The organism is Streptomyces mesophilus, assembly GCF_011044995.1.
GTDB classification, from domain to species: Bacteria; Actinomycetota; Actinomycetes; order Streptomycetales; family Streptomycetaceae; genus Streptomyces; species Streptomyces mesophilus.
On record NZ_JAAKZW010000093.1, the window covers coordinates 1 to 12,787 of the forward strand.

12 protein-coding genes are annotated in these 12,787 nt (G+C 71.3%); 5 read left to right on the forward strand and 7 right to left on the reverse strand.

Features of this window, described 5'->3' with window-relative positions; translation table 11 throughout:
* Nucleotides 1-99 precede the first annotated feature (99 nt).
* From G6045_RS21460 to G6045_RS21470, 3 genes are all read left to right on the forward strand, one after another.
* Entirely contained in the window at nucleotides 100-831 is a 732-nt protein-coding gene (locus G6045_RS21460) for a response regulator transcription factor (protein ID WP_328707850.1), read from the forward strand.
* 81 nt (nucleotides 832-912) lie between these two features.
* Nucleotides 913-1,368: a type II 3-dehydroquinate dehydratase gene (gene aroQ / locus G6045_RS21465; RefSeq protein WP_165333663.1), complete on the forward strand. Its 456-nt coding sequence runs from the start codon at nucleotides 913-915 to the stop codon at nucleotides 1,366-1,368.
* Between the two features lie 109 nt (nucleotides 1,369-1,477).
* Nucleotides 1,478-2,554: a hypothetical protein gene (locus G6045_RS21470; RefSeq protein WP_165333686.1), complete on the forward strand. Its 1,077-nt coding sequence runs from the start codon at nucleotides 1,478-1,480 to the stop codon at nucleotides 2,552-2,554.
* 17 nt (nucleotides 2,555-2,571) lie between these two features.
* On the opposite strand, the gene G6045_RS21475 is transcribed toward G6045_RS21470, so the two are convergent.
* The 5 genes from G6045_RS21475 to G6045_RS21495 all read right to left on the reverse strand — a co-directional run bounded on the left by G6045_RS21475 (nucleotide 2,572) and on the right by G6045_RS21495 (nucleotide 7,561).
* The gene (locus G6045_RS21475; RefSeq protein ID WP_165333664.1) at nucleotides 2,572-2,991 is read right to left on the reverse strand and encodes a nuclear transport factor 2 family protein; all 420 of its coding nucleotides are present in this window, start codon (nucleotides 2,989-2,991) and stop codon (nucleotides 2,572-2,574) included.
* Between the two features lie 137 nt (nucleotides 2,992-3,128).
* Nucleotides 3,129-3,755: a hypothetical protein gene (locus G6045_RS21480; protein WP_328707851.1), complete on the reverse strand. Its 627-nt coding sequence runs from the start codon at nucleotides 3,753-3,755 to the stop codon at nucleotides 3,129-3,131.
* Nucleotides 3,742-5,295, reverse strand: coding sequence for a substrate-binding and vWA domain-containing protein (locus G6045_RS21485; RefSeq protein ID WP_165333665.1), 1,554 nt, complete (start codon nucleotides 5,293-5,295; stop codon nucleotides 3,742-3,744). Before G6045_RS21485 ends, G6045_RS21480 begins: the two co-directional genes overlap by 14 nt.
* On the reverse strand, nucleotides 5,292-6,485 hold the full coding sequence (locus G6045_RS21490) for a toxic anion resistance protein (protein ID WP_206344012.1): 1,194 nt from the start codon (nucleotides 6,483-6,485) through the stop codon (nucleotides 5,292-5,294). Before G6045_RS21490 ends, G6045_RS21485 begins: the two co-directional genes overlap by 4 nt.
* 14 nt (nucleotides 6,486-6,499) lie before the next feature.
* Entirely contained in the window at nucleotides 6,500-7,561 is a 1,062-nt protein-coding gene (locus G6045_RS21495; protein ID WP_165333666.1) for a hypothetical protein, read from the reverse strand.
* 120 nt (nucleotides 7,562-7,681) lie between these two features.
* Between G6045_RS21495 and G6045_RS40910 the strand changes: the two genes are divergently transcribed.
* Nucleotides 7,682-7,984 carry a Rossmann-fold NAD(P)-binding domain-containing protein gene (locus G6045_RS40910; protein WP_235968149.1) on the forward strand — a complete coding sequence of 101 codons (303 nt, stop codon included), beginning with the start codon at nucleotides 7,682-7,684 and terminating at the stop codon, nucleotides 7,982-7,984.
* Nucleotides 7,985-8,069: 85 nt separating this feature from the next.
* Here the strand turns inward: G6045_RS40910 and G6045_RS21505 are convergent, their stop codons facing one another.
* Complete coding sequence (locus G6045_RS21505; RefSeq protein WP_165333667.1) at nucleotides 8,070-11,195, reverse strand: discoidin domain-containing protein; 3,126 nt, start codon at nucleotides 11,193-11,195, stop codon at nucleotides 8,070-8,072.
* 280 nt (nucleotides 11,196-11,475) lie between these two features.
* Between G6045_RS21505 and G6045_RS21510 the strand changes: the two genes are divergently transcribed.
* Nucleotides 11,476-11,778, forward strand: coding sequence for a hypothetical protein (locus tag G6045_RS21510; RefSeq protein ID WP_165333668.1), 303 nt, complete (start codon nucleotides 11,476-11,478; stop codon nucleotides 11,776-11,778).
* 16 nt (nucleotides 11,779-11,794) lie between these two features.
* Here G6045_RS21510 and G6045_RS21515 read toward each other — a convergent pair whose 3' ends face one another.
* On the reverse strand, nucleotides 11,795-12,649 hold the full coding sequence (locus G6045_RS21515) for an arylamine N-acetyltransferase family protein (protein ID WP_165333669.1): 855 nt from the start codon (nucleotides 12,647-12,649) through the stop codon (nucleotides 11,795-11,797).
* Nucleotides 12,650-12,787 lie beyond the last annotated feature (138 nt).

Below are 12,787 nucleotides of genomic sequence, written 5' to 3' on the forward strand. Positions count from 1 at the left end.
GCCCGGGGGTGGGCGGCCGGGGCACCCGGCTCACCCTCCGCGTCCCGGACGCGGCACCCGAGGCTCGTACGGGCACGGGCACGGACGTGGAGGCCGACCGTGGCGAGTGACCGTGATCCTGCCGTTCCCGCCGTTCCCGCCGTTCCTGCCGCCCCGGACGAAACGGCCGACGGCCCGCCGACCACCCTCCTCGTCGTCGACGACCACCCCGTCTTCCGGATGGGGATGTCCGCGCTGCTCGGTTCGCTGCCGGGGCTGCGGGTGGTGGCCGAGGCGGAGTCCGCCGAGGGCGCGCTGGCCGCCGCCGGGGAGCATCGGCCCGATGTGGTCCTGATGGATCTGCACCTGGGCGACCGGGCCCCGTCCGGTGTCGACGCCACTCGCGAGATCCTGCGGGCGCACCCCGGCACCGCCGTTCTGGTCGTCACGATGCTGGACGACGACGACTCGGTCTTCGCGGCGATGCGGGCGGGCGCACGGGGCTACCTGCTCAAGGGGGCCGCGCCCGCCGAGATCGACCGGGCGGTGCGGACCGTGGCGGGGGGCGGGGTGGTCCTCGGGCCGGCCGTCGCCTCGCGTGCGATGGCCTACCTGACCGGCCTGCGCACCCCGGGTGCCGCCCCCGCCCCGCTCCCCGAACTCACCGTCCGTGAACGTGAGTTGCTCGACCTCGTCGCCCGTGGCCTCGACAACCTGGCGATCTCCCGGCGGCTGACCCTGAGCCCGAAGACCGTACGCAACCACCTGTCCAACATCCTCGCCAAACTCCAGGCGGCGAGCCGCGCGGAAGCGATCGTCCGGGCCCGGCAGGCGGGCCTGGGCGGATCCTGATCCCGCCCTCGGCGGTGAGCCGAAGGGCTCGGTGACGAGCAGGACGAGTCAGGCGCGGGTCAGTACACCTAGGCTGTGCGCATGGCTTCCGTACTGGTCCTCAACGGCCCCAACCTCAACCTCCTCGGCACCCGCGAGCCGGGCATCTACGGCGCGCAGACCCTGAAGGACGTCGAGGCGCTCTGTCAGGAGACGGCCGCGTCCCTCGGTCACGTCGCCGACTGCCGGCAGTCCAACCATGAGGGGCAGCTGATCGACTGGATCCATGAGGCGGGGGAGCGGCAGAAGTCCGGTGACCTGATCGGCGCGGTCTTCAATGCGGGCGCCTATACGCACACGTCCGTCGCGCTGCACGACGCGATCAAGGGCACCGGCCTGCACGTCATCGAGGTGCACATCTCGAACGTGCACGCCCGTGAGTCCTTCCGGCACCACTCCTACCTCTCGCCCGCGGCGGCCGGCATCGTCGTCGGCTTCGGGACGGACGGGTACCGGCTCGCCATCGAAGGCCTGCACCGGCTGCACTCGGCCGCCTGACACTCGGCCGCTGAGCCGAAGCGGAAGCCGGTGGCCCGAAAGCGGAACCGGCAGGCGCCCGGGCTGCGTTCTCCAAGCGTCGGCATCACCGATGCGAGGGGAGAGCATGGTGGCTTCTGAAGCGGTACGGATCGACGGGGACAGGCTGCGGCTGCCCGGCGGGGTCAGCGTGCAGTTCATGCGGACGCTGCGGCTGCCGGAGACGGGTACGCATGCGCTGCCTCCGGGGCTGGGCGCCTTTCCGCTGCGGCGCGTGGAGGACTTTCCCGACACGGTCCCCGCGGAATGGCTGCAGCGGGGCGGCGTGCTGCTGCCCGTGTATCTCCGTGAGGCCATGTGGCTGAGTTTCACGGCGAGTTCGGAGCCCGCCGCGCTCCAGGTGGGGGTCGGCAAGGTGTGTGCCGTCTCGGGCAAGCCCTGGCGGGACAAGCTGAAGCGCCACCCGCAGAACTATGTGGTGCTGCCCCGCCAGCGCTGGCTCGACGGCATCAACTCCGGTAAGGGCACGGTCCGTCAGTTCGTCGCCGTGCCCCTCGGGCTCGGTGCGACCGTCGAGGGTCAGGTGACGGGTGAGGAGCACTGGGGCGGCGTACAACTGCAGTCGTTCCCGCTGAACGACGAGCTGCTGGAGAAGTGGCGCGAGGAGCAGCGCCGGCTGGCGGCCGAGCAGGTCGCGCGGTTGCGCTCCACGGGGTACGGGGCGATGCCGGCACCACCCGGCAGCGCCATGCCCGCGCCGATGGCCGCCGCGCCGGTCGGCGCACAGCAGTACGGCGCGGCCCCTGTCGCTGCCCCGCGCGCGGCCCCCGCGATGGGCCTCGGTGTCGGCGGTTCCATGCGCCAGGAGGTCTACAAGGACGACCGCCCGGGGTCGGACTGGGCCAAGGCGCCTGCCGCCCGGGTCTTCGTCCATCTCGTCACCCCGCCCGAATGGCGCCGCATCACCGGCGAAGCGCCTCCGCCCTCGCCCGTCGACCGGGCCGCGTACACGCGGGCGGGCCTGCCCTGGTTCGACTACTACGACGAGGACGGCAAGGACGTGGCGCCGACGGACACCCTCGAAGGCGTCAAGCCGGTGGGGGAGTGGCTCGGCGACGACCACGAGCCCTGGCAGCAGCCGCATCCCGGCCAGATCAAGCCGCTGGGAGACGCCCCGGGCAAGCCCGTCTCCGACGGCGACTGGTGAAGCGCCGGAGGCGTGCTTCACGCCTCCGGATCCACCTCACCCACACGAGTGGCGAGGACCTGCCACCCGGTTGCTTCGTCATGCACCCAGGTACGCGTGCACAGCACGCGGGCCTCGAACGGCACATCGTCACAGTGCCCTTGGGCGAAGAGCACGGTCCGTGTCACCCCGGTCGCGCCGACCACGGTCGCCACGGTCTCCTCGGGTTCGATCACATCGACCGCCAGGGTGCCGGTGCCAAGGGCCGTGGCCTCGTGCTCCGCGCCGTGGCAGCGGCCGTCGGGCCGCACGGACACCAGCTGCGGATGGAACAGGCCGCGTAACCCCGCCAGATCGCCCGCCCGTACGGCATGTCTCAACCGGCGCTCCGCAGCCAGGAGTTCCGCCGCGGGAAACTCGTCCGTGCGCTGCTGGGGTACACATCCGCTCTGTTCCACAGGCCACCTCTCGTGTCGGGTGGCGCACTGTATCCGGCCCGCCGTGCTACTCCGAAGTCGCCCGCAGGGGCGCGCAGATGCACGGGGGCGCCCCATGGGCCGGGCGGGACGTCCTGACACGGGTGAGCGGTGCGGTGTCAGGACGTCCCGCCCCGCTCCTCCAGATACCGGGTGTGGGTCTCCTGCCGGCGGGCCTCCGTCTCGCGCAGTCCGGCGGACAGCTGCTCGGTCTCCTTGCTGAGCAGGCCGAGCTGACGCTCCAGATGCAGCTCGGGGGATTCGGATCCCGGCCCCATCCGGTCCCACCAGCGGGTGCGTACGAAGGTGTCGACGGCCTCGGGAAGATCGCGCCGTACGATCCGCGAGAGCACATGCACGCTCTCCGGATCGTGGGCCAGCAACTCCGCGACCCAGCCGCGGTCGAGCAGTGCGGTCAGCACATCGGTGAGTTCCCGCAGCCGAGCGGCCGCCGTCACCGAAAGCTCCACGTCCGCCAGATACGCGCGCAGCGTTTCGAAGTCGCCGCGCACCTCGTCGAGTTGGGCCGACGGATCCGGGAAGTCGGGCGGTGCGGGCCGCTCCGGCGGGGCGATCAGCGCGCCCGCTCCATAGAGCCCGGCGACCACGACCGGCCAGTAAGGCCCGGCCACTTCGGTGAAGGTGAGCGCGAGGCCGAGGAGCCCGCCCGCGCTGCCCGCGATGTTCTTACGGGACTCCAGATACCCCAGGAGCCCGCGGACCCCGCCGAATCTATTGGTAGCCACGGATCTCCTCGAAGGCGCCGTCGAGCGAGCCCTCCTCGGCGTCGAAGAGCCGGCCCCCGGTCAGGTCGGCGATGCCCTGGAGCTCGGCCTTGCTGGAGTCGCCGAAGAGGATGGGGAACACGGGAGTTTCCCGCGCCGCCTTGTCGAGGCCGTCGTAGAACCTGCGGAAGTCGGCGGCGTCGGCGCCCGTGGTGTTCTCGCCGTCCGTCATCAGCACGATCGACGTGAACGTGTCCTGTCCGCTGCCCAGATGCTCGTACGCCTTCCGCAGCGAGGTGTAGATCGCGGTGTCGCCCTGAGCGCTGAGCGCCGCGGTGTCCTTGCGGATGCCGTCGAGCCCGGACTTGGGGTAGGCCGGCTCCACGACATGGGTGCGCACGCTCTTCACGTCCGAGCCGAACGGCATCAGCGTGACCTCCTCGCGCTCGCGGAAGTCCCCGGTGAGCGCGGTGAGTGCCCGCTTCAGCTGTGCCAGGCGGTCGCCCTTCATCGAGCCGGACGTGTCGAGGACGTAGACCGTACGGGAGGGGCGGCGCAGCTCGTTCTCGTACGCGTCGAGCAGGCCCTCGGCGACGGAAAGGCTGCCGGGGAACGGCAGTTCGCGGCGCCGGCCGGTGTCGAGGCCGGATGCGACCGGTACGGACGCGACGACCGGACGGCGCCGGGTGCGTTCGGTGATCAGCCGCTGTATGTCATCGGTGCGCAGCGCCTCGGTGAGGCGGCGGACGTCCTCGCGGGCCGTACCGTCGCTCGATGCGAGGGAGGACAGCGGGTAGTCGGCGGTGACGACACCGTCCTTGGGGCGGACAACGGTCAGGCCCGGGATGCCGGTCAGGACGGACTCGTAGTTGAGCAGCGCGTCGACGTTCCCGCGCCGCTTGTACGCGGTCGCCAGCCAGCCCGATGAGCCCGAGGTCAGCTTCTGTCCGGTGAAGAACTCCTTCAGGCGGGGCGTGGCCTTGGTGACGTCGGCGTCGGTGAGCGCGGACTGGGCGCCGGACAGCGCCGACGCGACGGAGACGAGCGTGGCGAAACCGGAGTGGGAGCGGGCCGGATCCGTCATGCCGTAGGTCAACTTGCCGTCCTGGACGGCCTGTTCGACCTGCTTCCAGGTGACGTCCTTCGGCTCCCAGCCCAACTCGGCCAGCGAGGCGGACTTCACGCCGATGGCGACGGGACTCGACATGATCGGCGTCTCGGACACGACCTTGCGCGCCGCTTCTGGCCGCAGTCGCAGGTAGTCGTTGGAGGACAGCCACAACGCGTCGTACCGCCCGTCCGCCTCGCCCTTCGCCACGAGGTCCACCGCGTCGAGGGTGCCCATGTAGGTGGGACGGACCTCGATGCCGGTGTCGTCGGCGATCTCGTCGAGCACCTCGGTCATGTCACCGAGCTCGCTGGAGGCGAGGACACGCACGGTGCCGGGCCGCGGCGCGTTGTCGTCCCGGTTGTCGGGCTTCTCCTGCGCCGTGCAGGCCGTCAGCAGCGCCAGTGCGGCGAGCGTGGGGGCGAGGAGGCGCCTGGTGCGGAGTCTGCTCATCCAAGACCGCCTTCCAGCGCACCCCGCGAGCGGCTGCGGTCCAAGTAGCCGCTCGCGTGCTGCAGTTCGGCGGTCAGGTTCTCCACGGTCGTCGCCATCGCCTCGGTCGCCTGGACCTTGTACGTGTCGATGGCGTCGAGCGTGCGGTAGATCTGCTGGAACGCACTGCGCAGCGTCTCCGCCCCCACCGCCGGGTCGGCGGCGATGCGCTGGATCTCGCCGCTCTGGGTGGCGAGCATCTCGGCATTGCCCCTGATCAGGTCCTCGGTCGTCCCGCGCAGCGCATTGACCTGCTCGATGACCTTCTTCTGGTTGTCCAGGGCGGATGCCAGCATGACGGAGATGCGCAGCGCGGAGACGGTCGTGGTCGCGGCGCGGTCGACGCCCTTGATGAGTTCCTCGTTGTTGCGGCGTACGACATCCATGGCGAGATAGCCCTGCGCGCACACCGCGAGCTGGGTGAGCAGGTCCTGGTGCTTCTGCCGGACCGGGAAGAGGATGTCGGCGCGCAGGGAGTCGGCCTGCTGCGGGTCCGGCACCTGGGCGATGTGCTGTTCGACCGCCTCGTCGAGGGCCTCGGTCAGCACCACGTACTCCTGGAGCTTGCCCATGCTCTCCCATAGCCGCACGCGCTCGGTCCCCAGGGCGGCGTTGTCGCGCCGCAGCTCGTCCTGTCCGCCGCGCAGCGAGCCCACGATCTTGTTGAGAGTGCCTTGCGCGGAGGCGTACTTGGCGACGTGATCGCGCAGCTTGTTGCCGCCGGGAAGGCGGGACAGGAACTTGCGTCCCTTGGACGCGGGCAGGTCCCGCGGGTCCAGGTCCTCGACCACCCGCCGCAGTTCCACGAGCGAGCCCGCGACCTGTGACTGGGCGTCCCCGCCCTGGTCCGGCAGGCTCCGGATGGTCCGCTCGAGCATCCGGTTGGACTGTGCCGCCGCCGTCCGCATCTCACCGGCGCCGAGCGAGGTGATCTCCCCGACCTTGCCGGCGAACTCGGGGGAGCGGGCGTCGAGCGCCGCGAGCCCCTCGACATAGGCTGCGGCCTTGTCGGCCATGTCCGTGCGTACGCCGTCGTCGACCGGTACGAGTCCGCCGGCCTTCTCGCGCGGCACGGCGGCCACGGGCTGCGGCGGGGTCAGGACGAAGGTGTCGTTGGTGCCGGTAGTGTCGCCGGCCGTGTTGCTGGTCATATGCGGTGCTCCCCCTATCCCTTCGCCCGCCGCGCCAGCTCGCGCAGCACCTCGGAGGTGGGCACGGCCGCTTGGTGGACGCCGGTCAGTTCCTGCTTCAGATACGTGGCTCCGGACGCGAACTCGGGCGGGCCGCCATGCGGACGGAACCCGTGCCGGACCTCCAGGTCGCGCAACGTCGCGTCCTGGGAGAGGAGTTCGGCGACCGCCTTGCCGTCCTCCGTCAGCGGTACGACGGTGTGGTCGCTGTTGACCGTGGTGTCCGGGTAGAGGACGACCAGGTCGTCCGGCTGCTGCCCCTCCCTCAGAAGCGAGGCGACCTGGGACTCGTACACGACCACGAGCGGATTGCCGGAGCCGCTGACGAAGTCCCGGAACACGGCGTCACTGCCGGCCTGCTGTGCGCCCTGCACGCTGACCAGCTTGCGCAGCAGTGGGGCGGTGCGCTTGACCGCGGCGTCGTCGGCGACGACCTTGCCGCCGTTCTCCACGTAGGAGGCCGCGGCGAGATACAGGGCACCGGAGTTGGAGGTCACGGGGTCGGTGCTCGACAGATAGAGCGTGCCCGTCAACTCCCCGTACTTCTCACTCCCCTTGAGCTGCTGCCAGGTACGGTCCTTGCGCGCCGCGTCGAGATAGCCGGCCATCTTCAGGGTGCCCCGGTGGGCCTCGTCAAGCGTGGCCAGACCGTTCGCCGCGAGCACCCCGGCGGCGTTCTTGTGCGCCACGACGACAAGCGGTGAGTAGAAGGGGCGCGGCAGCGTGCCCGTCACCTTGTACTTGCCGGCGAGTTCGACGGCCGGCGCCTGGCTCGACGGCAGCGCGAGGTCGTACCCCTTGAGGTCGAGCCCTTCCATGGCCCAGGACCCGGAGGTCTCGGCCTTCACGGTGTAGCCCTTGGCGGCGAGGGCATCGACCACATCCGGGTCGGCGAAGAACTCGGCCTTCTCCGATCCGATCACTGCGCGCACGGTCTTCGTTGCCGTGCTCCGTTCCTCTGCCCGGCCTGCTACGACGGCGGCCACCACGCCACCGATCAGCAGCACCGCGAGGATGATTCCTGCGATTCGTCTCACACCCGCAGCGTGCTCTCGGAACCGAACATTCCCCGCCGGTACGGGTGAACGGGAGGTGTCGGACCCGTCCCGTTACGGCACGGGGAAGGAAGCGTCCGCCGCACCCGTCTGCCTGGCCCCGTGGTGCCCGCCCGCCCATGCGTACCCGCCGACCAGGACCATCCCGGCAGCGACGCGGTCCGCAGCGACACGGCCGACCCGGAATCCATCGCCGCCGCGGCCGAGTCCGTCCTGACCCGTCACCCCGAGCTCAACGTGCTCGTCCCGATGGCCGGGATCGAGGTGATGACCCTCCTGGAGACCCAACCGCACGCCAAGGAAATCCAGGTTGAACGCGTCAAGTTCCTCCGCTACGGCGAGGCCCACGGCGAATACGACCAGGTGGTCGCGACCCTCAACGCGTCGAATCCGCACGGGAATTGATGCCCGCCCTTGTCGGGGCGCGGATGCCTCAGGAGACCGATGCCTCAGGGGCGCGGGCCGAAGCCGGCGCCCCTGAGATATGCGATCAGGCGGCCGTGACCGTGAGGCTGGTCAGAGCCGCGGGGCGGCCGCTCGTGTGGCCGACGCGCAGGGCCACGTAGCGCGCCGTGTGGTCCGTGCGCAGGAAGCCGCGGTCGGACATCCGTCCCGCGTCGGTGTAGTTCAGGCCGTCCAGGCTGAACTCCACGTATGCGGCGGGCACGCGGCCCTCCCGCCACCGGGCGCGGATCTCGCCGATGTGCCGGGGCGAGCCCAGGTCGACCACCATGCGGCCGTCGGGGCCGGGGTCCCACGCGGTCGCCTCGTCCCCGTCGACCGCGGCCTGCGGGTCCGTCATACCGGGCGGCAGGGGAGCGGTGGGGAACGTGGTGCGGCCGAGCGCGAGGTCCGCGAGCGGATAGGCCGTCGCGCGCGGCACGGTGACCGTGGTGGTGCGTCCCGCGTGGACCGTGGCGGCGATGCTCCTGCCCTGCGCCGAGACGGTGATACGGCAGGAAGGGCCGCTGAGGCGGACGGTGCGTCCGTCCGTCACCTCGGCGCGCAGCCCCGCCGGCAGGCCGCGGCCGGCCAGCTCCATGCGCGGCGGCGCCAACACGGCCGAGGCCGCGGCCAGTTCGGCGCGGTACTCCGTGGCCGACGCGGTGACGGTCTGCACGCCGTCGTAGAGACGGACCGGCGTCGAGGAAGACCGCGGCAGCGTGACTGTCGTCGACACCGCGGCCGACGAGAGGTTGAAGAGGCTCAGGTGGTGCTCGGTGAGCGCCGCCCTGACCTGCGGGGCGTCGGCGGTGGGCGTCTTGCGGGCGGCCGCGGCGCGCAGGTCGTCCGGGGTCGCCCCGGGCAGTGCCTCGACCAGCAGGTTCTCGGCCGGCCCGTCGGACAGGATGACCGTGTCGCCGTACACGGAGAGCGGGTTGGAGCCGCCACGGACCACAAGCCCGGCGCGGCCGTCGACGTCCAGCCAACCGCCACGGCTGGTGAGGTCCGGGCGCGGCCAGACGACCAGATCGGTCCACTGCTGCCCGTCGGCGGATCCCTGCAGCCGGTACGCGCGTCCCGCCGCCGACTCCCAGCGCAGCGTCACCCGGTCCACCGCACGGGCGGCGCCGAGGTCGACGGCGATCCAGCTGTCGGCCCGCGGACGGTCGGCCCGTGACACCGCCCAGCGGCTGGCCCCGTCACCGTCGACCGCGCGTGCGGCCTCCCTGCCCGTATCGGCGGAGGATGCGGACGCCGTACCGCCGCGTGCCAGGTCCTCGCCCGAGGCGCCGTCACGTATCTCGAAGGCGTACAGCGAATAGCCGTACGACGGATCGGGCCGCACACCGAGCATGCGTAGATGGCGGAACTCGCCACGGGAGAAGGTCAGTTCGTCGACGCGCGGGGCGGCGGCCGCCTGCGTCGCGTCCTTCGCCGTGACTGTCGCGCTGCCCTCCGCGGCACGGTACGTGCGGCTGCCTTCGAGACCGGGCACACCGGGCATGGTCAGGTTGTGCACCTCCAGGTGCCCCTCACCCGCCGCCACGCCGGAGGTCGCGTACACCACAGCGCCCGACGGCAGCGTGGTGAATCCCGCATGACCGCCCTCCAGCGTCAGGACACTCGCGCTCCCGTCGAAGCCGTCCCGCAGCCGCGTGTACGCGGTCACGCTCCTCGCGGTGACCTTCGCCCCCGTGCCCGGCAGGAACATCGGCGTCCTGCCGCTGAGCGCGAAGAGCCAGTCGTCGTGCGCCGGTTGCCAGGCGAACTTCACGAAGTCCGGCTTGCTGACGACGCCGGCCCACGCGCCGGGCGACTGGTGCGAGAGCAGCCCGGGACCCGGCCCGTAGTCGTGGACGCCGCTCGCCTGCGCGAAGAGCTCGTCCTGCGTCAGCGGCTGAACGGGGCCGCGTCCCGAGCGGGCACGCCACTCGTGCAGCAGATAGCTGATGGCCAGCTCGGCGCGCGCCTCGGGCTCGTACTTGGGCTCGCCCGAGAACTTCGCGATGCGGTGTTGCGGCGGGTACGCCTGGTAGGCCTCGAGCCGTTCGGCGAGGGCGAGTTCACAGGCGGCGGCGGAGCGGTCACCCATGACCTGGGCGAGGAACGCGAGCGGGATGACATCGCGTCCGTAGAGGTGCTCGCGGTCGGCGACCATCGGCATCAGGGGTTCGCCGGCATCGCTCATCACGCCGAGCAGGGTGCGCCACAGCGGAACGGCGTTGGGCTGTGCGGTGAGGACCTCGGGCAGGGGCCGTCCCGCGGTCAGGAAGTGGACGGCGTTGCGCCCGGAGGTGCGCCAGAGCTCCTCCTGGTAGTGCGGGCCGAACGACCCGTGGTTCTCCACGATGAAGGTGTCGTACAGGTTCTGGGCGGTGTTCCGGCTGACCGCCACCCCGTCCACCTTGGCGGGATTCGCCAGATCGGCGGCCGGCAGCCCGGCTTCGTTACGGCTCCAGCGCCCGAACGCGGCCCGCCACGCCTCTGCCCGGGGATCGTCGTGCGCCCAGGCCAGCGCCGGGGCCAGCGCCTGGGCGTAGATGCCCATCTCCTCCAGCTTGGTGTCGCCCTTGAAGCCGCCGGACAGCCCGTTGGGACCCCAGTCGCCGGAGTCGGGGTCGTCCTCCGTGCCCAACGCCTCGGTGTAGCGGGCCTGTTCGCGGACGATGGTGTCGACGTCGCGGCGGGTCGTCTCGTCGAGCTCGTCCCACAGCAGGCGCGCGGCAAGGACGAAGTACGACTGGAACGTGGTGTCGAAGAACAGCTTGCGGCCCCATACGGTGCCGCCCGTGAGCCGGTTCGAGGCCGCGAAGTGCTTCAGCGTGGCGAGCGTACGGGCGCGCAGGGTGTCCCGGTCGACCCCGGCGCGCTCGGCGTCGTAGGCGCCGCGGGTCAGCAGGACGGCGTTGCCGAGCACGACCGCGAAGCCGAAGTCCTTGGCGGTGTAGCGGCCTTGGGTCTCGTCCCACTGGGTCTCGGACCAACGGGTGTGATCGAGGAGTACGCGGTAGTAGGTCCCCGCCACGGGGTCCTCGTCCGCCCCGACCGCCGTCGTGGTCGAGGCTGCGGCCGCGCCCGTGCCGAGCGTGAGGGGGAAGGCCGCCAGGGCGCCGGACGCGCCGAGCATCCGCAGGGCGTGACGGCGGGTGGGAATCCAGGCTTGCTGGGACATCGAGAGGTGCGACCTTCCCGTACGACAACGTTGTCAGAGAGCGGTCATTCTTGGGCCGCCACGGCAGTACGTCAAGATCTCGCGCTCACCTTGCGAGGTCCCCCAAGGTCGGCAAGGCGGCTCCACCTCGATCCGGCGCAGCAGAGGTGGGCGCGGATCAGGAACTCCGTCCCGCACTGGGTCGACATCATGGTGGCCGGGGTTCCTCGAACTCGGGGACGATCCCGACCACGCCCTTGGCGCATACCTCGACCCCTTTGGCGCGGAACATCGGGAGAAGGTGCTGCCCGCTTCGCGAGCCGGGACGGCCGCGCTCGCGTACGCCGCGCTCGGCGACCACGACGCGGCCCTGCAACAGGCGCGTCAGGCCCGCAACGAGGCCGAGCGCTCGGAGGTCCTCGCGCATCGCGCCGCGTACGCGGCCTGTCTGCCGGACGCCTCGATCGCGGCGCCCCTCTACGAGGACCACTTCGACGTCCTTCCGCTCTTCCGCCGACTGGCCACGCTGCTCGCGCCTCCTCCCTCGGGCCCCGCCCCCCAGGGCCAGGGCCTTGGTGGCGGAGGCCCTCACGCCGGAGGGTGAGCGCGCCGCGGCGGCGTCACCGGAGCCCGGACTCCCGCAGGACCGCGGTCAGTTCGTCCTCGTCGAGCGCGAGGTCGAAGGTCTCGGCGAGCAGCGCGCCGATCTGTGCGGGCTCGACCTCCTTCTCGATGCTCACGCCGTCGGGCGTGGTCATCTTCCAGGTGGTTCCGTCGAGTTGGTGGTGTTCCGGCCCGGTGTAGCGCTGGGCGAACAGCCTCGTGACGAACGGCGAGCGCGGATGGCTGCCGACGTAGTGGCTGCCGACCCGGTAGTCGATCGGGTACTGCTGCACGAGGACGAAGGTGTTCCGGTCGAACCAGCCGTCGGGTCCGAGCTGGTGCAACGACCAGGTGTCGGCGAGCGCTCCGGGCCGCCGCTCCAGCCGATAACTCCAGCCGTCGGCCTCCAGCGTGGCGCCGTCGGCGAGCTCGATCGGTGCGGTCGGGCCGCTGCCGAAGCCCACGTCGCACAGCCAGGCCCGCGGGTCGTCGGGGAAGCGTACGACGACCATGGCGTGGGTGGCGGGCGTCACCTTGGGGGCGCCGAGTGTGATGCGCCCGGTGATCCCGGTGAAGTCGAACCCGAGACGCTCCAGGGCTGCCGCGAACAGCACGACGTGCTCGAAGCAGTAACCACCACGCCGCCGGTACACCAGACGCTCCTGCACGGAGGCCAGGTCGAGAGGGAGAGGGACGCCGAGAACCGCATGCACGTTCTCGAACGGGATCGACGTGGTGTGCGCCCGCTGGAGCCGGCCCAGGGTCTCCAAGGTGGCGTCCCGCGGGCCCTCGAACCCGATCCGCTCCAGATAGGCGTCGAGGTCCAACTCCTCGCCCTGCCACACGGATGCCGTCTGCTTCTTCTCGTTCATGCCGTCGCCTCTCGTACGCGTTCCGCCCCCGCTGCATACGCGTATCTCCGTACGCCCGCAGCGCGCTCCCAGAACATAAGCGACGTGCCACCCCGGCCGCCTCATCAAAAGGTCGCGACCGAGGTCCGCCCTTGGACC